The sequence below is a fragment of the Saccharopolyspora taberi genome, from assembly GCF_039534165.1.
GTDB classification, from domain to species: Bacteria; Actinomycetota; Actinomycetes; order Mycobacteriales; family Pseudonocardiaceae; genus Saccharopolyspora_D; species Saccharopolyspora_D taberi.
Window position 1 is genome coordinate 129,157 of the sequence record NZ_BAAAUX010000012.1, and the last position, 19,536, is coordinate 148,692.

Here is a 19,536-nt window from a genome sequence, read left to right on the forward strand (position 1 = left end):
ACCCGTGTTTTGAGCACTGATCACGCCGAACCCGCGATGCGCACCCCCTTCCGCCAGACGGTGTGGGTCAGCGGGACGCCCGGGCGGTAGGCGAGCCACGCGGTGCTCGGCGCGTCGAGGACGTGGATGTCGGCCCGAGCGCCCACCCGGAGCACGCCGACCGCGCCGTCGCCCGCCTCGCGCCGCAGCGCCCGGGCACCGCCCCAGGTCGCCGCGCGGATCGCTTCGTCCACGGTCATCCGCATCTGGAGCACCGCAGTGGTCACGCAGTACGCCATCGACGAGGTGTACGACGACCCCGGGTTGCAGTTCGATGCGAGCGCGACCGTCGCACCGGCGTCGAGCAGTGCCCGTGCGTCCGGAAGTGGTTGCCGGGTGGACAGATCGCACGCGGGAAGCAGGGTCGCGACCGTGTCCGATCCGGCCAGCGCGTCCACATCGGACTGATCGAGGTAGGTGCAGTGGTCGACGCTGGCGGCGCCGAGTTCGACTGCCAGGCCCACACCCGGCCCGGTGCCGAGCTGATTCCCGTGCACCCGCAGTCCGAGGCCGCGTTCGGCGGCGGCTTTCAGGACGCGGCGGGACTGCTCGGTGTCGAACGCACCCCGCTCGCAGAAGACGTCGCACCACCCGACGTGCGGCACGACCGCATCGAGCATCTCGCCGCAGACGAGATCCACGTAGCTGTCGGCGTCCGCGCCCGGTGAGACGAGGTGGGCGCCGAGGAACGTGACCTCGTCGGCCTCGGCGGCGGCGATCCGCGCGGAGCGGAGTTCGTCGGCGACCGTGAGCCCGTAGCCGGTCTTGGTCTCCACGCACGTCGTCCCCTGCGCGGCGGCCTCGGCGACGTGCCGCCGCAGGTTGGCCGCGAGCTCGGCGTCGGTGGCCGCCCGGGTGGCTTCCACCGTCACGGCGATGCCGCCCGCCTCGTAGGGCTTGCCGTCCATCCGGGCGGCGAACTCGGCCGTCCGGTCGCCTGCGAAGACCAGGTGGGTGTGGCTGTCCACCCAGCCGGGCAGGACCGCGCGGCCCTCGACGTCGACGCGCTCGTCCGCCGCGGGTGCTTCCGCCGCCGGTCCGGCCCAGGCGATGCGCTCGTCCTCGACGACCAGCGCGGCGCCGGCGAGTTTGCCCAGCTCGTCGTCGTTGGTGGTGAGCTCGCCGATTCCGGTAATAACAGTGCTTGTCATCGTTGCCTCGTCCCCATCGGTCGTTGCAGCTGCCGCCTTCAGCCGGCGGCGATCACGGCTCGTCCCGGAACAGCGCGGTGATCTCCTCGCCCAGTCGCCCGGCGACGTCCGGAACCGCCTGGTGGACGCCGTCCCGGACCACGCGGCGACCGTCGACGATCACCTCCCGGACGTCGTCGGCCCGGGCCGACGCCACCGCCGCCTCCGGTGGGAGCCCGGCCAGCCGCACGCCGTCCAGGCCGAGCGTGACCAGATCCGCCCGGGCCCCGGCGCCGATCCAGCCCGCATCCGGCCAACCCAGCGACCGGTGCCCGGCTTCGGTCGCCATCGCCACCAGGCTCGCCGGTGCGAAGTTGCCGCGGGTCTCCTGGCTCAGCCGCGCGTAGGACTCGACCGCCTGCACCTCGGCGAACGGGTCGATCACCGAATGTCCGTCGCTGCCGACCGAGATCGGGCTCCCGGCCACCGAGAGCTCCGGCGCGGGACCGATGCCGTCGGCGAGGTCCGCCTCCGTCGTCGGGCAGAGGCACACGCCCGTCCGGCTGCCGCCGAGCAGCGCGACATCACCTGCCGCGAGGTGGGTCGCGTGCACCGCGGTCGTCGACTCGCCCAGCGCCCCGTGCAGGTCGAGCAACTGGGTCGGGGTGCAGCCGTGCGCGGCCAGGCACGCCTCGTTCTCGGCGCGCTGTTCCGACAGGTGCACGTGCAGCGGCGCCGAGGATTCCCGCGTCCAGCCAACGACTTCCGAGATCGCCTCGGCGGGAACCGCGCGGACCGAATGCACCGCCGCACCGATCCGCGCCCGGTGCGGATCGACGGTGAAATCGGCGACCCGCTTCGACCACGCCTGCGGCTCGCCGTCGCTGAAGCGCAGCTGCACTCCCTCCACGGCCTTGCCGAACCCGCCCGCGAGGTAGCAGGTGTCGAGCAGGGTCAGCCGGATCCCCGCGTCCGCGGCGGCCTGCACCAGCGCAGCGCTCATCGCGTTCGGGTCGCCGTACCGGGCTCCGCCGGGTGCGTGGTGCAGGTAGTGGAACTCGCCGACGCAGGTGATGCCGGCGAGCGCCATCTCGGCGTAGACCGCGGTCGCCAGCCGGTGGTAGCTGTCCGGGTCGAGCCGGGCCGCGACCCGGTACATCTGGTCGCGCCAGGTCCAGAACGTGCCCTTGCCGCCGCTGGTGCGCCCGCGCAGCGCCCGGTGGAAGGCGTGCGAGTGCGCGTTGGCGATGCCCGGCAGCGTCAGCCCCGGCAGCCGTTCGGCCGTTCCCGGATCGTCCGCTGCGGAGGTCGACGTGATGGTTCCGCCGTCGACCTCGACCAGGACCCCGGGGACCGGGCCGCTCGGGAGCCAGGCCCACTCGCACCAGTACGCCGTTGCCATCCCTGTCACCTCAGCTCGTCAGAACCTGTCTTCGGTCTTGAAGCGGCGCAGCCGCTTGGCCCACCTACGCAAAACGACCACCCGCGGGTTCTCAGGCGTTCTCTGGCGAGGACAGCTTTTTCGCTCGTATTGGACATACGCAGAATCCTTCCGAAGCGGCAGGACCGCTTCGGTCCCGGAGTCAGAGGGCGCCTGAGGTTCCGCCAAGCGACCCAGTGCGCAAGGTGAGTTCAACATCAGGCACTCAGATGTTCGAGGACGCGGGCCAGGGCCTGCGCGCCCGACGTGCAGTCGTCGGCCTCGGCGAACTCCTCCGGCGCGTGGCTCACGCCGGTGGGGTTGCGCACGAACAGCATCGCGGTGGGCACCTCCGCGGCCAGGATTCCCGCGTCGTGCCCCGCGCCGGTCGGCAGAGCGGGCGCGTGGTCCAGCAGCTCGCTCAGCTCGTCCCGCAACCGCGGCTGGAAGTGCACTGTGTCGCCGTAGGACTCCTCGGTCACCTCGACCGCGCAGCCCTCTTCTCCGGCGAACCGCTCCGCCAGCCCGGACAGTTCCTCGACCACCGACCGCGTCACGGCGTCGGTGGGCGAACGGGCGTCCAGCCATAAGTCCACTGTGGACGCGATGACGTTGGTGCCGCCTGGGTTCGGCACCAGTCTGCCGACGGTGGCGCGGGCGTCCTCGGCCGCTGCCGCCGCGCGGCGCGCCGCGAGCACGAACTGCGCGGCGGGCAGCATCGGATCGCGCCGGTCGGAGATCAGCGTCGCCCCGGCGTGGTTTCCCTGGCCGGAGAAGCGGAACCGCCAGCGGCCGTGCGCGAGGATCGACGACGCCACCGCCACCGGCCGGTCCAGGTCGACCAGCCCGCGGCCCTGCTCGACGTGCAGTTCGACGAACTTCCCGATGCGGCGCAACGCTTCCTCGTCGCGGCCGACGTGCTCCGGGCGCATCCCGGCGGCGGCCATCGCCTCGGCGAAGCTGACGCCGCCGGGGTCGCGCAGGGAGCGCGCCCGGTCCGGGTCGATCGTGCCCGCGAGCAGCCGGGAACCCAGGCATGGCACCCCGAACCGGCCGCCTTCCTCCTCGGCGAACACGACGACCGCCAGTGGCCGCCGAGGAACGAAACCCTTGGCGCGTAACAGATCCACCGCCGTCAAGGCGCTGACCACGCCCAACGGCCCGTCGAAGGCACCGCCGCCCGGAACCGAGTCCAGGTGGCTGCCGGTGACGATCGCGTCGTCACCGGGTTCGCCCCACCACGCCCACAGGTTCGCGTTGCGGTCCGCGGTGACCCGCAGCCCGCGCGACTCGGCCTGCTCCACGAACCACTCGCGCAGCTCCAGCTCGGCCGGATCGAAGGCGTGGCGGGAGAACCCGCCGCGCCTGCGGTCGGCGCCGACGTCCTCGATCGCCGCCAGCAGTCCGCTCGGTGTCACCATCCCGGTCATGGCCCGCTCCTCTCGCTCGAAAAACCCTCGAATAAAAGAGGAGCGAACCCCCGGTTCTGATTCACCCCGTTCGAGTGATCCTGGATCCGCACGCGGTCAGCCCAGGCCCGGAACCCGCACTCCGCGCTCCACCGCGACCTCGCGGGCCCGGTCGTAACCGGCGTCGACGTGGCGGATCACGCCCATGCCCGGGTCGTTGGTGAGCACCCGCTCCAGCTTCTGCGCCGCGAGCGCGGTGCCGTCGGCGACGGTGACCTGACCGGCGTGCAGCGACCGGCCCATGCCGACCCCGCCGCCGTGGTGCAGCGACACCCACGTCGCACCGGAAGCCGTGTTGACCAGGGCGTTCAGCAGCGGCCAGTCCGCGATGGCGTCCGAGCCGTCGGCCATCCCCTCGGTCTCCCGGTACGGCGAGGCGACCGAACCGCAGTCCAGGTGGTCGCGGCCCAGCACCAGCGGCGCCTTCAGCTCGCCGGAAGCCACCATCTCGTTGAACCGCAGGCCCGCCTGGTGCCGTTCGCCGTAGCCGAGCCAGCAGATCCGCGCCGGAAGCCCCTGGAACGAGACCTTCTCGCGGGCCATCCGAATCCACCGGGACAGGTGATCGTTGTCGCCGAACAGGTCGAGGATCGCGTCGTCGGTGGCGGCGATGTCGGCCGGGTCGCCGGACAGCGCGGCCCACCGGAACGGTCCCTTGCCCTCGCAGAACAGCGGGCGGATGTAGGCGGGCACGAAGCCCGGGTAGTCGAAGGCGCGGTCGTAGCCCGCGAGCTTCGCCTCGCCGCGCAACGAGTTGCCGTAGTCGAAGACCTCGGCACCGGCGTCGAGGAAACCGACCATCGCCTCCACGTGCTTGGCCATCGAGTCCCGCGCGCGGTCGGTGAACTCGTCGGGCTTCTTGGCCGCGTAGTCGTCCCAGTCCTCCAGGTCGACGCCCAGCGGCAGGTACGACAGCGGGTCGTGCGCGGAGGTCTGGTCGGTGACGATGTCGGCCCGCACGCCGCGGCGCAGCAGCTCCGGCAGCACCTCCGCGGCGTTGCCGATCACGGCGACCGAGTACGCGCGCCGCTCGGCCTTCGCCGCCGTGGCCTTGTCGATCGCCTCGTCCAGGTTCTCGGCGACCTCGTCGAGGTAGCCGTGCCGCACCCGGCGGAGCGCCCGCTCCGGATCGCACTCGACGACCAGCGCGACGCCCTCGTTCATGGTCACCGCCAGCGGCTGGGCACCGCCCATCCCGCCGAGACCGGCGGTGATGGTGAGGGTTCCGGCGAGGCTGCCGCCGAAGCGCTTGGCCGCGACCGCGGCGAAGGTCTCGTAGGTGCCCTGCAGGATGCCCTGGGTGCCGATGTAGATCCAGGAACCGGCGGTCATCTGGCCGTACATCATCAGGCCGAGCGCGTCGAGGCGGCGGAACTCCGGCCAGTTCGCCCAGTCGCCGACCAGGTTGGAGTTCGCGATCAGCACCCGGGGCGCCCATTCGTGGGTGCGCAGCACCCCGACGGGTTTGCCGGACTGCACCAGCAGCGTCTCGTCCTCGCCGAGCGTGGTCAGCTCTCGCACGATGGAGTCGAAGCTGGCCCAGTTCCGCGCGGCCTTCCCGGTCCCGCCGTAGACGACCAGGTCGTCCGGCCGCTCGGCGACCTCGGGATCGAGGTTGTTCTGCAACATCCGCAGCGGAGCTTCGGTGCTCCAGCTGCGCGCGGTGAGCGCGGGCCCGCGCGGGGAACGCACAGGTCGGGCGGAACTCATGACAGCCTCCCGGCAAGTTCGTCGGCGATCTCTCCGGAGCGGATCAGGTCCTCGGCGGCGGCGATCTCGGGTGCGATGTGGCGGTCCGGCCCGGGGCCGGGGACGCGGCGGCGCAGCAGGTCGCGGACCGCGCCGGTGGCCGGGGACGGCGTCAGCGGGGCCCGCAGGTCCAGCGCCCGCGCGGCGGTCAGCAGCTCGACGGCGAGCACCGTGGTCAGACCGTCGATCCCGCGGCGCAGCTTGCGCGCCGCGTGCCAGCCCATGGAGACGTGGTCCTCCTGCATCGCGCTGGTGGGGATGGAGTCCACCGACGCGGGCGCGGCCAGCCGCTTGAGCTCGCTGACCATCCCGGCCTGGGTGTAGTGGGCGATCATGTGCCCGGAGTCGACGCCGGGATCGTCGGCGAGGAACGCGGGCAGCCCGTGCGAGCGGGCCACGTCGAGCATCCGGTCGGTGCGGCGCTCGGCCATGCTGGCGACGTCGGCGAGCGGGATCGCGAGGAAGTCCAGGGCGTAGGCCAGCGGCGCGCCGTGGAAGTTGCCGTTGGACTCGACGCGGCCGTCGTCGAGCACCACCGGGTTGTCGATCGCCGCGGCGAGTTCCCGCTCCGCCACGGCCTCGGTGTGCGCGACGGTGTCGCGGGCGGCGCCGTGCACCTGCGGCGCGCAGCGCAGCGAGTACGCGTCCTGGACGCGGGGGCAGTCCGGACCGCGGTGGCTGGCCACGATCGGCGAGTCCGCCAGCAGCGCGGCGATCCGCGCAGCGGAGACCGCCTGGCCGGGGTGCGGGCGCAGGGCGTGCAGGTCGGCGGCGAACACGCGGTCGGTGCCGAGCAGGGCTTCGATGCTCATCGCGGCGGTGACGTCGGCGATGTCGAGCAGCGCGTTGAGGTCGTGCTGGGCCAGCACGAGCATGCCGAGCATGCCGTCGGTGCCGTTGGTCAGCGCCAGGCCCTCCTTCTCGGCCAGCACGATCGGCTCGATCCCGGCCTCGGCCAGCGCCTCGGCTGCCGGGCGCCGCCTGCCCTCGGCGTCGGTGACCTCGCCCTCGCCGGTCAGCGCGAGCGCGGCCGACGCCAGCGGCGCGAGGTCGCCGGAACAGCCCAGCGAGCCGTACTCGTGCACGATCGGCACGATCCCGGCGTTGAGCATCGCCGCCAGCGACCGCGCGGTCTCCAGCCGCACGCCGGTCCGCCCGGTGGCGACCGTGTGCAGGCGCAGCAGCATCAGCGCCCGCACGACCTCGGGCTCGACCTCCGCTCCCGCGCCCGCCGCGTGCGACCGCACGAACGACTTCTGGAGCGCGGTGCGGCGGTCCTGCGGGATGTGCCGCACGGCGAGCGCGCCGAACCCGGTCGACACGCCGTAGGTGGGGTTCGGGTCGGCGGCGAGCGCCTCGATGTGCTTGCGGGTGGTCGCGATGCCGTGCTCGGCGGCGGCGGTGAGGTGCACCCCGGCGCGCCCCCGCGCGATGTCGACCACCTGGCCGCGGGTCAGTGGCTCCGGGCCGATCGGAATGTGCTGCATGCGTCCATACCAACCTGGCAGACGCCGTGGCAGAAGCCCGGTTAGAGTGACTTCGTCTGGGATTCCAGACCGAGGAGGAGCGAGTGGGCGAGAGCAGCGACGTGCCCGCGCTGCGCCGCGGGCTGGCCATCCTGAGCGTGCTCGCGGGCCGGGCGGGCCCGGTGTCGGCCGGGGTGATCGCCCGCGAGCTGGCGCTGCCCCGCTCGACCACCTACCACCTGCTCTCGGAGCTGGTCGCGGCCGGATTCGTGACCCACCTGCCGGAGGAACGCCGCTACGGGCTGGGCGTCGCGGCCTTCGAGCTGGGCTCGGCCTACCTGCGCCACGACCCGCTGGAGCGGCTCGCCGGACCGCTGCTGCGCAAGCTGGTCGACCAGGTGGGCCGCACCGCGCACCTCGGCGTCCTGCACGGCGACGAGTCGCTGTACCTGATCAAGGAGCGCCCGTCCCAGCCGCAGACCCTGGTCACCGAGGTCGGGGTGCGGTTGCCCGGGCAGCTGACCGCTTCCGGGCGCTCGATGCTCGCCCACCTGCCCGCCGCCCAGGTCCGCGCGCTGTTCCCGTCCACCTCGCGGTTCCTGCTGCGCACCGAGCGCGGCCCGCGCAACCTGCCCGAGCTCCGCCGCCTGCTGGCCGCCGAACGGCGGCTCGGCTGGGCCGTCGAGGACGGCTACGTCACCGCGGGCTTCGCCTCCGTCGCCGCGCCCGTCTTCGACTACAACGGCAGGCCCACCGCCTCGATCAGCGTCACCTTCCGCCACGTCTGCGACACCCCCGAACCCTGCGGGCGGACATGGCCGGACCTCGCCCACCAGGTCCGCCGCACCGCGGAGGAGCTGACCACCCGGATCGGCGGTCACGGCTAGGAATTCGCGTCCCCCGTTCGGGAACCGCGGGCAGCGGCTAGCGTTCTCCAGTGCGCCAGACGCAGGTAGCACTGGGGGAAGATCTACTTTTGGACCCGCCGGAGCCGCGACTTCCCGTGCCTTCGCTCCTCCGGGGCGCCGGCCGGTTCGACCACGTCGCCGCCCGCCTGGGCGACGCCTGCGGCGAGCTGGAGGCCGTGCTCGGCAACGGCGAACTGCTGGCCGGGCTCCGGATCGCGGCCCGGCCTCCCGAGTTCGACCTGCTGATCCGGGAGATCGACGGGCTCTCCTCGGTCCAGGCGCTGGGACTTTCCTACGAGGTGGTCGAGCCCGGTCCCAGCGGGGTGCGGGAGCTGGTCCGCGCGGTCGACCAGCTCACCGCGATCTCCGCGCTCGGGATGCCCGAGGCGCTGTTCAGCGGGATTCCGGAGAAGTTCGTGCGGTCCTGGTCCGAACGGGCGGCGCGGTCGCACGCCGGTGAGCTGGGCAGGTTGCCCAGGGAGGTCCGGGTGACGTTGCTGGCCGCGCTCTGCGTGGTCCGGCGCCGCGAGCTCGTCGACGTCGTGGCCGATGTGCTGGTGGGGCTCGTCCACCACCTCCGGGCGCGGATCGAGCAGCGGTTGCGGCGGGATCCGCCCGAGCTCGACGGGCTCGGCAGGGACGCGCTGCTGCGGCTGCTGGAGGCCGCGCTGGACCGGCCCGACTCACCGGTGCGGTCGGTGCTCTACCCGATCGTGGACGAGGACTCGATGCGCTCGGTGGTCGAGGAGGCCAGGGAGGTCGAGCCGTCGAAGCGCGCCGTGCTGCGCAGCGTCTACTCGCCGTACTACCAGCAGGTGCTGGCCCTTCTGCTGGGAACGCTGGAGTTCCGCTGCCTGAGCACGCGGCGCTGGCCGCTGATGGCCGCGCTCGGCGAACTGGCCGGCGACTACACGTCGACCTGGGGCACCCCGCGCCGCTACGAACCGGACCTGCTGGTGCCTGTCGACGGCATCGTGCCGGCCGCCTGGCGCGACGCGGTGATCGACCGGAGCGCGCGCGTCGACCGGGTGCTCTACGGCCTGTGCGTGCTGACCTCGCTGCACGATGCGTTGGGCAGCAAGGAGATCTGCGTCGCGGAGGCGGACCGGTGGGGACCGTCCGCCGGGGAGCTGGTCCGGATCGCCTCGGGCGGGACCGCCGACGACGTCATCGCGTGGCCGGGCGGTCCCGCGTGAGGTCGTGGACTCAAATCCCCGCGACGAAGGTCTTGGCGACGTCAGCCGGATTGGCCTTGTCGACCTCCAGCTGCTTGTTCAGCTCGGTGAGCTTGTCGGTGGTCAGCGCCGCCGACACCTTGTTCAGCACGTCGACCTGCTCCGGCTTGAGCGCGCCCTTGCGCACCAGCGGGACGACGTTCTGCGCCGGGAACATGTTCTTCGGGTCTTCGAGCTTGACCAGGTTGTTCTGCTGGATCTGCGACGAGGTGGTGAACAGGTTGGCCACCTGCACCTGGCCGCCGGTCAGCGCGTCGACGGTGATGCTTCCCGCCTCCACGCTGCGGATCTCCTTGAACTTGCAGCCGTAGAGCTCGCCGATCTTGGCCTCCCAGCGCGACTTCCACTCCGCCGGGGCGCCCAGCACGAACTCGCCGCAGCGCGGTCCGAGGTCGGCCATCGAGCGCACGCCGGTGCCGGCGGTCCCGGCCGTCACGGTCAGCACGTCGGAGTCCTCGGCGGGCGACTGCTCCAGCAGGTCCAGCTCGGCGGGCAGCTTGCCCTTGAGCTCCCCGTAGACCGCCTGCGACTCGGTGGCGGGCGCCTGCTGGTCCAGGTAGGCCAGCAGGTTGCCGGTGTAGTCCGGCACGACCGTCAGCTCGCCGCTCTTGACCGCGTTGACGTAGAACTCGCGGGCGCCGATGCGCGGCTTGGTCTGCACCTCGGTGCCGCTGGAGCGCAGCGCCTCGGCGTAGATCTCCATCAGCAGCTCGCTCTCGGCGAAGTCTGCCGAGCCCAGGACAACCTGGTCGCCCTGCGCCCTGCTCGCCTCCAGGGGGTCCTGCGAACCGCAGCCGGTCAGGGCCAGTGCCGCCACCGCGGCGAAGGCCAGCAACCGCTTCATGAATTCCTCCTCGGTGTCTTGCGGGCCACCCGCACCCGGTCGGAGCTGGTGAGCCGGTGGAGGAATGGTGGCCCACCATTCCTCCTCTTCCGGGTGGCCAGCGCCAGACCTCGGGGGATCAGTCCGCGGGACGCTCCGGCCAGCACGAGATCGAGCACCACGGCCAGCAGCGCGATCATGATCGCGGCACCGGCCATCTGCGCGTAATCGCTGATCTTCAGGCCGTCCAGCAGGATGCGGCCCAGTCCGCCGAGGCCGACGTAGGCCGCGACGGCGGCGGTGGCGACGACCTGCAGCATCGCGCTGCGCACGCCGCCGAGCAGCAGCGGCAGCGCGTTGGGCAGTTCCACCTGCCACAGCCGCTGCCGGGACGTCATGCCCATGCCCTTCGCCGCGTCGACGGCGTCGGCGGGGGCGTTGATGATCCCGGCGTAGGCGCCGGAGACGATCGCGGGGATCGCCAGGATCACCAGGCCCGCGAGCGCTGGTCCCTCGCCGAGGCCGAAGAACAGCACCAGCAGGGTCACCAGGCCCAGCGTGGGCAGGGCGCGCATGGCGTTGCCCAGGCCGACGACCAGCACCGAGCCGCGCCCGGTGTGTCCGATGTAGACGCCGAGCGGGACGGCGACCAGCGAGGCGATCGCGACCGACACCACGCAGTAGTACAGGTGCGCCAGCGCCTGGGCCGGGATCCCGCCGGGGCCGCTCCAGTTCGCCGGGTCGGTCAGCCAGGCCACCAGTTCCGCGATCACGCCCGTCCTCCCGCCCGCGCCCACGGCGTCAGCACCCGCCACAGCGCGACCAGCAGCAGGTCGACGACCAGCGCCAGGAGCAGGGTCAGCACGATGCCGACGACGATCTCCACCAGGTAGTCGCGCTGGAAGCCGTCGGTGAACAGCCTGCCCAGACCGCCGATGCCGACCAGCGCGCCGACGCTGACCAGGCTGATGTTGCTGACCGACGCGACCCGCACGGCCGCCGCCAGCACCGGTACCGCCAGCGGCAGCTCCACCGCCAGGAACCGGCGGCGCGGCCGGTAGCCCATCGCGGTCGCCGCCGCCGTGATGTGGCCGGGCACCGACTCCAGCGCGTCGACCACCGGGCGCAGCAGCAGCGCCGCGGTGTAGACGGTCAGCGCGATGACGACGTTGACCGGCGACAGCAGGGGCGTGCCGAGCAGCCCGGGGATGATCACGAACAGCGCCAGCGACGGGATCGTGTAGAAGACGTTCGAGGCCCCCTGGAGCAGACCGCGCAGCCAGCCGATCCGCTGCGCCAGCCTGCCCAGCGGCAGCGCCACGACCACCCCGAGCACCAGCGGGACGAGCGCGAGGTAGACGTGTTCGAGGAGCTGGCTGACCAGCAGCTCCCGGTTGCTGGGGCTGCCGAAGTAGCGGAGGAGCTCGTCGATCATGTCCGGCGGCTCTCGATCAGGTCGAGGACCTGCTGGGCGGTGACCACGCCGACGTAACCGCCGTCGCCGTCGACCACGACGCCGAGCCCGGAAGGCGCCGACAGCGCCGCGTCGAGCGCGCCGCGCAGCGGGGTGCGCTCGGTGTAGAGGGAACCGCCCGCGACCAGCTGGTCCTCGGTGAGCTGCCCGTCGACGGCGGCGCCCGGAGGCAGCCAGCCGCGCGGGCGGCGCTCGCCGTCGAGCGCGAGCACCCAGCTCGCACGGGCGGGCGGGGTGTCGCCGACGGCGACCGTGGTCACCGAGCCGGGGCGGATCCCGTCCGACTCCACGAAGGACAGCCGCCGGTAGCCGCGGTCGCGGCCGACGAAGGAGGTCACGAAGTCGTCCGCGGGTTCGGCCAGCAGGTCGTCCGGAGCGGCGTACTGGGCGAGGTGGCCGCCCTCGCGCAGCACCGCGACCTTCTCGCCGAGCTTGATCGCCTCGTCGATGTCGTGGGTGACGAACAGGACCGTCTTGTCCAGCTCGGCCTGCAACCGCAGCAGCTCGTCCTGGAGACCCTCGCGCACGACCGGGTCGACGGCGCTGAACGGCTCGTCCATCAGCAGCACCGGCGGATCCGCGGCCAGCGCCCTGGCGACCCCGACCCGCTGCTGCTGCCCGCCGGAGAGCTGCGCCGGGTAGCGCTTGCCGAGTTCCTGTTGCAGTCCCACGAGTTCCAGCAGTTCGGACGCGCGGGCGCGGGCCTCGCGGCGGCTGCGGCCGAACAGCAGCGGCACGGTCGCGACGTTGTCGAGCACGGTGCGGTGCGGGAACAGACCGGCCTGCTGGATGACGTAGCCGATGCCCCGCCGCAGCTGCGCAGGGTCGGAGTCGCGGACGTCGGAGCCGTTGACCCGGACCGTGCCCGACGACGGGTCGATCATGCGGTTGACCATCCGCATCAGCGTGGTCTTGCCGCAGCCGGAGGGGCCGACGAAGACGGTGATGGTGCCGGTCTCCACGACCAGGCTGAGCTCGTGCACGGCGACCGTGCCGTTGTCGTACTGCTTGCGAACGGACTGGAACTCGATCAACCGAGCCCCCTTAGCAGTTCGGTGCCGGAATCTCCCCCATCGGCGCGCTCCCCGCGCCGCAACCCGGCCGACCCTAGCTCGATCGGCCCAACGACGCGATCGACTGAGACCCAGGTGTGATCTTCACAGCGCTTTCGGCCTGCGGTTTCCCGCCCATCGGGAGCCCTCGGCGGAACGGCGACCGGCAACCGCGCACCGTAAGCTGAACGACTGATGAACGCTGCTCCGCAATCCGACGACGCGCTCCGCGCGCTGCTCACCGAAGCCGGTGCGCTCGCCCGCCCGCTGCGCGAACTGCTCGCGCTGCTCGCCGGGGGAACGCACCCGCTCGACGACCTCATCCGCCTGTCGGCGGTCCCCCGCCGCACCGTCGAGGAGGTCCTGGCCGCCGCGGGCGACGACGTGGAGCAGCTGCCCGGCGGCTACCGCCTGACCGCCGAGGCCGCCGACCGCTACCGCGAGCGGTTCGCCCTCGACGACCTCGGCCGCCCGCGGCCGACCGATCCGGGGCTGCTGGACGAGCTGCGCGAGTTCATCGCCACCGGCCCGAAACCGCTGCCCGCGCTCGACCACGTCTCGGCGACCGCGGAATCCGTGCTGCACCGCGCGGAGTGGCTGCGCGACCACTACGACCTGAGCGGCGCCCGGCTGCTGTGCCTCGGCGACCACGACCTGACCTCGCTGGCCGTGGCGCTGACCGTGCCGTCGGCGTCGGTGACCGTGGTCGACCTCGACGAGCGGATCCTCGCCCACATCGACCGCGTGGCGACCGAGCGCGGCCTCGACGTCCGGACGATGCACGCCGATCTCCGCTTCGGGCTGCCCTTGCTGGAAGCCGACCTGGTGTTCACCGATCCGCCGTACACCCCGGAGGGCGTCGGGCTGTTCGCCACCCGCGCCGCGGAATGCCTCGCCGGACCGAACAGCCGGCTGCTCATCGCCTACGGCTACAGCTCGCGCAGCCCGGCGCTCGGGCACAAGGTGCAGCAGGAGCTGCTGCGGCTCGGGATGGTCTTCGAAGCGATCCTGCCGGACTTCCAGCGCTACCACGGCGCGCAGGCCATCGGCAGCGCCAGCGACCTGTACGTCTGCCAGCCGACCGCGCACACCCGCAAGCTCGCGCTGCGCCAGGCGCCCGGGATCTACACCCACGGCCCGCAGTCGGTGGAGGCCTTCGAGGCCGCCGCGTCGGCGGACCTGCTCGCGGCCATCGGTGAGCGGGTCGGCGCGGACGTCGCGGCGTTGCAGGAGCCCGGCTGGGCGCGTCCGGTGCAGCCCAAGCGGGGGACGCCGGTGTTCGACCTGCGCGCCGACCCCGGACCGTGGCTGCTGCGGATGTTGTTGGCGTGCAACGCCGAACGGGTCGCCTTCCTGGTCGACAACAACCACCCGGACATCACCAGCGAGGCCGCCCAGACCGATCTGGACGAGCTCATCGGGGCCAAGTACGCGCTGCGCTTCCACCGCAGCACTCCCGATCCGAAGCACGCGGTCGTGGTCGCGCAGGAGACCGAGCACGCCACGCCGCGCCGGTTCCTGCTGCGGCGAGCGCACGGGAAGGTCGGCAACACCTGGCGGGAGGCGCTGATCAGCGTCGCCGAGGACCTGTCCAAGCGCGAGGCGCGGGACCGCGTCAGCGCCGCCGCACCGCAGGCGGGCGATCTGGAGCTGAGGCTGATCGACCTGCCCCGGCACCGGCTCGCGACGCTGCTGCGGACGGTGGGGTGAGGATCAGCGGCGCAGCGCGGTTTCCCGCTCCATGTGCGAAAGCTTCTCGGGATTGCGCACGGCGTAGAGCCCGGTGACGAGGCCGTCGTCGATGCGCAGCGCCACGACGGAGTCGAGCTCGCCGTCGAGGTGCACGACCAGCGCCGGGTAGCCGTTGACGTGCGCCGGCCGCATCGACACCGCGTCGGCGATCCTGCCCATCCCGGCGACCAGCAGGCGGGCCACCTTGCCGGCTCCCGTTACCGGCCGCAGGACCGCCTGCTTGATCCCGCCGCCATCGCCCATCAGAACCACGTCCGGCGCGAGGATGTCGAGCAGTCCCTGCAAATCCCCGGTTTCGGTCGCGCGCCGGAACGCGTCGAAGGCGGCCCGGCTCTCGTCGGCGGAAACGACTCCGCGCGGCCGGCGCGCGGCGACGTGTTGCCGCGCGCGGTGCGCGATCTGGCGCACGGTGGCCGGGCTTTTGCCGACAGCTTCGGCGATTTCGTCGTAAGCGATGTCGAACACCTCGCGCAGCACGAACACCGCGCGCTCGGTCGGTGCGAGCGTCTCCAGCACCAGAAGCATCGCCATCGACACGCTGTCGGCGAGTTCGACATCCTCCGCCACGTCGGGCGTGGTCAGCAGCGGTTCGGGCAGCCAGGAGCCGACGTAGGACTCCTTGCGGCGGCCCAGCGCGCGCAGCCGCGACAGCGCCTGACGGGTGGTGATCCGGACCAGGTACGCGCGCTGGTCCCGCACCTCGCCGAGGTCGACACCCGCCCACCGCAGCCAGGTCTCCTGCAGGACGTCCTCCGCGTCCGCCGCCGAGCCGAGCATCTCGTAGGCGACGGTGAACAGCAGGTTCCGATGGGCGACGAACGCCTCGGTGGCCGCTTCGCTCACTGGTTGCTCCTCTCGACGACGTCCCCACAAGACGCCGGGCCGCACCGGTTCGTGACATGACGTGCGCCACTCGGGCGCGGTGTCACGGGGATCGGCGCACCGGCATCTGGTGTTCGTCCAGCGCAACACCGCGAGAGAGGACGAGGTCATGGAACCCCGCATCGACATGTTCGGCAACGAGATCGCCACCAGGTTCAGCAAGCGGTTCGCCAACTCGGCCCAGGTGATCCACCGGTCACCGCTGCCGAAGGCCGTCCAGGAGCTGGTGTCGCTGCGCGTCAGCCAGATCAACGGCTGCGGTTTCTGCGTCGACATGCACACCAAGGACGCCGCGGCCGCCGGTGAAACCCAGATCCGGATCAACCTGGTCGCCGCCTGGCGCGAAGCCACCGTGTTCACCGAGGACGAGCGGGCCGCGCTCGCGCTCGCCGAAGAGGGCACCCGGCTCGCCGACGCCCACGGCGGCGTGTCCGACGAGACCTGGTCGCAGGTGCGCAAGCACTACGACGACGACCAACTCGTCGCGCTGGTCTCGCTGGTCGCCCTGGTCAACGCGGCCAACCGGCTCAACGTGATCGTGCGCAACCCGGCGGGTTCCTACGAAGCGGGCATGTTCGCCGCGATGCTTGACTGACGCGCGAGGCCCCGGCCGGCCCGGAAGGGTCGGCCGGTCAGCCGCTGCGCGGGACGTGCAGCGGCCCCATCGACAGGATCGTGCGGAACTCGCGCGCCGGGATCGGGCGGGAGAACAGCCAGCCCTGGTAGGCGTTGACGCCCACGCCGGACAGGACGTGGAACTGGGTCGCGGTCTCGACGCCCTCGGCGACGCACTGCCTGCCCATCGCCCGAGCCATGTCGACGACCGCCCGCGCCACCGCGAAGTCCGACGCGTCACCGCCGACCCCCGAGACGAATCTGCGGTCCACCTTGATGATCTGCGCGGGCAGGTCCTTGAGCCGCGCCAGCGACGAGTACCCGGTGCCGAAGTCGTCGACGGCGAACCGCACCCCGCGCTGCACCAGCTCGCCCATCGCGTGCCGGGTCCGCGACGGCAGGTCCACCAGCGCGGTCTCCACCAGCTCCAGGATCACCCGGCGCCAGTCGATGCCGACCTCGGCGACCACGTCGGCCACGGTGTCGACGAAGTCCGGCCCGCCCGGCACCAGCCCGGCGAGGTTCACCGCGATGCCGACCTGGCGGCCGTTGGACTCCGGCCAGCTCGCCGCCTCCTTCAGCGCGGTGCGCAGGACCCAGCGGTCGAGCTCGCGCAGCAGGTCGCCCTGCTCGGCCACCGGCAGGAACGCGTCCGGGCTGAGCAGGCCGCGGTCCGGGTGCGGCCAGCGCACCAGCGCCTCGGCCGTGACGATCGAGCCGTCCGAGGCGACCACCGGCTGGTAGTACAGCGTCAGCCCGTCGTTGTTCAGCGCGTCCCGCAGCTGGCCCTCCAGGTGCAGCTGCCGGTCGGCGGAGGCCATCAGCGCCGGGCTGGCCAACGACACCTTGCCCGCGCCGCGCCGCTTCGCCTCGAACATCGCCGCGTCGGCGAAGCGCAGCAGGTCCTCGCCGCCCGCACCGCTGCCGTTGGGCACTGCCGCGCCGATCGACGCCGAGACCCGGATCAGCTGGCCGTGCACCGGGACTGCGGTGCGCAGCAGCCCCGCGACCCGGGTGGCCAGCGAGTCGACACCGCCGACCGCGCCGATGTCCCGGCAGATGATCACGAACTCGTCGCCGGAGAGCCGGGCCGCGGTGCAGCCGTCCGGCAGCCCGCCCTCCAGCCTCCTGGCCAGCGCGACCAGCAGCTCGTCCCCGGCGTCGTGGCCCAGGGAGTCGTTTACCCGCTTGAAGTTGTCGATGTCGCAGAACAGCACCGCGACGCCCTCTGCGGAGTCGTCCCGGCCGAGCAGGTGCCCGAGCAGGTCCTTGACCGCGGGCGCACCGGGACCTCGCGGTCGCGGCCCTTGAGCCGGGCCAGCGCACCCTCGCCGACGACCAGATCGGTCAGCTTGCGGCCGATGAGCGGCGCGGGCGAGCTCTCCCCGGCCAGGCGCACGGCCTGCCCGGTCGCCCGGATCACCACCCCTTCGGCATCGCTGAGCAGTGCCGGAGCCGCGGGCAGCACGAGCTGTTCGGCGTCCCATCCGAGTGTGCCGTCGACGTCGAGCACACCGGAGGCACGCCGGATCCTTTCGCTCCGCTCGGTCAACAGCACCCCTCCTGCGTAGTGGCCGCTCCAGCGGGCACACCACCGACTCGCGCGCGCCAGCTCGCCGCGAACGAGTGACCGGAACCACACCGAGCGACCTCGTCGACCTTACCGGCACGGACCGGTGGCTCCCGCCGTGGTGCCGTCCGAACTCACCTGGTACCGCAACGGATTCGCGCCGCCGATTGGCTCTGCCCCTGTGGGTGACTCACCACACTCGAGATGATGACGCCGACAGCGGAAAAGGGATGAGCGTCACCCCGGGGCGGTTTCGCCCCCGCCCATGCGGACGGGACCGAGAGCTTCACCGTACCGGGTGAAGATCTCGGCCCCGCCAGCTTACGACCGCGTCAGTTCGGCGCGACGCCGTCCTCCCTGGCCGCCCGCGCCACCGCGGCGGTGACCGCGGGCGCGACCCGCGGGTCCAGCGGGCTCGGGACGATGAAGTCCGCGGCCAGGTCGTCGGCGGCCACCGCGGCGATCGCCTCGGCCGCGGCGACCTTCATCCGGTCGGTGATCATCCGGGAGCCCGCCTCCAGCGCACCCCTGAAGATGCCCGGGAAGGCCAGCACGTTGTTGATCTGGTTGGGGAAGTCGCTGCGGCCGGTGGCGACCACGGCGGCGTGCCGGGAAGCCACGTCGGGCAGGATCTCGGGGTCGGGGTTGGAAAGGGCGAACACGATCGCACCGTCGGCCATGGTGGCGATCTCCTCCTCGGAGATCTTGCCGCCGGAGACGCCGACCAGGACGTCGGCGCCCTTGATCGCGTCGGCCATGCCGCCGGTGACGCCGCGCGGGTTGGTGTAGCCGAGCAGTTCGGTCTTGATCGGCGTCAGGTTGTCCCGGCCCTCGTGGATCACGCCCCGGGAGTCGGTCACGACGATCTCGCCGACACCGGCCGCGTGCAGGATCTTGGCGCAGGCCACGCCGGCCGCACCGGCACCGGCGACGACCACCCGCAGCGAGGCGAGCTCGCGGCCGACGACCTTGGCCGCGTTGGTCAGCGCGGCCAGCGTGACCACGGCGGTGCCGTGCTGGTCGTCGTGCATGACCGGGCAGTCCAGCGCCTCGACCAGCCGCCGCTCCAGCTCGAAGCAGCGCGGGGCGGCGATGTCCTCCAGGTTCACCGCGCCGAACGACGGGCGCAGCCGGACCAGGGTCTCCACGATCTCGTCGACATCGGTGGTGTCGAGCACCAGCGGGATCGAGTTCAGCCCGCCGAACTCCTTGAACAGCGCGGACTTGCCCTCCATCACCGGCAGCGACGCGCGGGGCCCGATGTCGCCGAGACCGAGGACGGCGGTGCCGTCGCTGACCACGACGACCAGGTCCCGGGTCCAGGTGTAGCGGGCGGCGAGCGCGGCGTCGTCGGCGATGGCGCGGCTCACCTTGGCCACGCCGGGGGTGTAGGCGATGGAGAGGTCGCGGGCGCTGGCCAGCGGCGCGGTCACGCCGACGCCGAGCTTGCCCCCCTCGTGCGCCTCGAAGATCTCGTCGTCGGTCAGCTCCGACGCGTTCGCGCTGCGGTCGTTCACGGTGGTCACGGCGTCCCTCCTGTTGCCATGGCCTGAGGTCGGGAGCCCCTGCTCCGTTCCTGGCGAGTGGACGGCGAAGTGCCGTCCGGGCGACGGGCCCGGCGCGCTCGGGCGGTACCGAGCGGGCGGGCGTCTCGAACTACCGAGTCCGGCCGTCCTGGTGCGGACAGCGGTTCGGCGGACGCTGCGGTCCGGCCAGTGTGACAGGGTGGCCTGCCACTTTCAGCGATCGGGATCACATCCCACCAGCCTTTTCAACATTTTGTCAACCTCCAGGTGGAGGTCGGCGCATCGCTGGTGGCGCGGCTCGCGGCACCCGGCGACACTGCCGGGATCAACCCGCGAACGATCGGACCGATTCCCCGAGCGGCCCGGGATCATCCGAGCTGCTCCTTTAGAGATACCGAAAAAATCGCACCGCGTCGCAGCCCCCAG

Annotated in this window: 16 protein-coding genes and 1 pseudogene; 4 read left to right on the plus strand and 13 right to left on the minus strand. The window is 72.3% G+C overall.

Features of this window, described 5'->3' with window-relative positions; all coding sequences use genetic code 11:
• Positions 1–20: 20 nt before the first annotated feature.
• From hutI to hutH, 5 genes are all read right to left on the minus strand, one after another.
• Complete coding sequence (gene hutI / locus ABD691_RS13115; protein ID WP_344679898.1) at positions 21–1,190, minus strand: imidazolonepropionase; 1,170 nt, start codon at positions 1,188–1,190, stop codon at positions 21–23.
• 52 nt (positions 1,191–1,242) lie between these two features.
• Positions 1,243–2,571 (minus strand): formimidoylglutamate deiminase, encoded by a 1,329-nt coding sequence (locus ABD691_RS13120; RefSeq protein ID WP_344679899.1) that lies wholly within the window; start codon positions 2,569–2,571, stop codon positions 1,243–1,245.
• Between the two features lie 236 nt (positions 2,572–2,807).
• Positions 2,808–4,010, minus strand: coding sequence for an allantoate amidohydrolase (locus ABD691_RS13125; protein WP_344679952.1), 1,203 nt, complete (start codon positions 4,008–4,010; stop codon positions 2,808–2,810).
• Between the two features lie 105 nt (positions 4,011–4,115).
• Positions 4,116–5,768, minus strand: coding sequence for a urocanate hydratase (hutU, locus tag ABD691_RS13130; RefSeq protein ID WP_344679900.1), 1,653 nt, complete (start codon positions 5,766–5,768; stop codon positions 4,116–4,118).
• Complete coding sequence (gene hutH / locus ABD691_RS13135; RefSeq protein ID WP_344679901.1) at positions 5,765–7,294, minus strand: histidine ammonia-lyase; 1,530 nt, start codon at positions 7,292–7,294, stop codon at positions 5,765–5,767. The genes hutU and hutH overlap by 4 nt, the downstream gene beginning before the upstream one ends.
• An 83-nt stretch (positions 7,295–7,377) precedes the next feature.
• On the opposite strand from hutH, the gene ABD691_RS13140 reads away from it, so the two are divergent.
• Together ABD691_RS13140 and ABD691_RS13145 are read left to right on the plus strand one after the other, a co-directional pair.
• Complete coding sequence (locus ABD691_RS13140; RefSeq protein ID WP_344679902.1) at positions 7,378–8,160, plus strand: IclR family transcriptional regulator; 783 nt, start codon at positions 7,378–7,380, stop codon at positions 8,158–8,160.
• A gap of 116 nt (positions 8,161–8,276) precedes the next feature.
• Positions 8,277–9,377, plus strand: a complete 1,101-nt coding sequence (locus tag ABD691_RS13145; protein WP_344679903.1) for a hypothetical protein — start codon at positions 8,277–8,279, stop codon at positions 9,375–9,377.
• Between the two features lie 10 nt (positions 9,378–9,387).
• On the opposite strand, the gene ABD691_RS13150 is transcribed toward ABD691_RS13145, so the two are convergent.
• From ABD691_RS13150 to ABD691_RS13165, 4 genes are read right to left on the minus strand one after another with little or no spacing between them, the layout of a single operon-like run.
• Entirely contained in the window at positions 9,388–10,260 is an 873-nt protein-coding gene (locus ABD691_RS13150; protein WP_344679904.1) for an ABC transporter substrate-binding protein, read from the minus strand.
• Entirely contained in the window at positions 10,257–11,012 is a 756-nt protein-coding gene (locus ABD691_RS13155) for an ABC transporter permease (protein WP_344679905.1), read from the minus strand. Before ABD691_RS13155 ends, ABD691_RS13150 begins: the two co-directional genes overlap by 4 nt.
• Entirely contained in the window at positions 11,009–11,674 is a 666-nt protein-coding gene (locus ABD691_RS13160) for an ABC transporter permease (RefSeq protein WP_344679906.1), read from the minus strand. Before ABD691_RS13160 ends, ABD691_RS13155 begins: the two co-directional genes overlap by 4 nt.
• The gene (locus ABD691_RS13165) at positions 11,671–12,747 is read right to left on the minus strand and encodes an ABC transporter ATP-binding protein (protein ID WP_344679907.1); all 1,077 of its coding nucleotides are present in this window, start codon (positions 12,745–12,747) and stop codon (positions 11,671–11,673) included. The genes ABD691_RS13160 and ABD691_RS13165 overlap by 4 nt, the downstream gene beginning before the upstream one ends.
• Before the next feature lie 213 nt (positions 12,748–12,960).
• Here ABD691_RS13165 and ABD691_RS13170 point away from each other — a divergent pair, with 213 nt between their 5' ends.
• Complete coding sequence (locus tag ABD691_RS13170) at positions 12,961–14,475, plus strand: bis-aminopropyl spermidine synthase family protein (protein WP_344679908.1); 1,515 nt, start codon at positions 12,961–12,963, stop codon at positions 14,473–14,475.
• Positions 14,476–14,478: 3 nt separating this feature from the next.
• On the opposite strand, the gene ABD691_RS13175 is transcribed toward ABD691_RS13170, so the two are convergent.
• Complete coding sequence (locus tag ABD691_RS13175; protein ID WP_344679909.1) at positions 14,479–15,360, minus strand: RNA polymerase sigma-70 factor; 882 nt, start codon at positions 15,358–15,360, stop codon at positions 14,479–14,481.
• 148 nt (positions 15,361–15,508) lie between these two features.
• Here ABD691_RS13175 and ABD691_RS13180 point away from each other — a divergent pair, with 148 nt between their 5' ends.
• Positions 15,509–15,994, plus strand: coding sequence for a carboxymuconolactone decarboxylase family protein (locus ABD691_RS13180; protein ID WP_344679910.1), 486 nt, complete (start codon positions 15,509–15,511; stop codon positions 15,992–15,994).
• 37 nt (positions 15,995–16,031) lie between these two features.
• Here ABD691_RS13180 and ABD691_RS13185 read toward each other — a convergent pair.
• The 3 genes and pseudogenes from ABD691_RS13185 to ABD691_RS13195 form a co-directional block, all read right to left on the minus strand.
• A pseudogene (locus ABD691_RS13185) lies at positions 16,032–17,303 on the minus strand (putative bifunctional diguanylate cyclase/phosphodiesterase); the annotation flags it as partial.
• On the minus strand, positions 17,195–17,566 hold the full coding sequence (locus tag ABD691_RS13190; protein ID WP_344679953.1) for a hypothetical protein: 372 nt from the start codon (positions 17,564–17,566) through the stop codon (positions 17,195–17,197). The pseudogene ABD691_RS13185 and the gene ABD691_RS13190, both read right to left, overlap by 109 nt.
• A gap of 350 nt (positions 17,567–17,916) precedes the next feature.
• The gene (locus ABD691_RS13195) at positions 17,917–19,110 is read right to left on the minus strand and encodes an NAD(P)-dependent malic enzyme (protein ID WP_344679911.1); all 1,194 of its coding nucleotides are present in this window, start codon (positions 19,108–19,110) and stop codon (positions 17,917–17,919) included.
• Positions 19,111–19,536 lie beyond the last annotated feature (426 nt).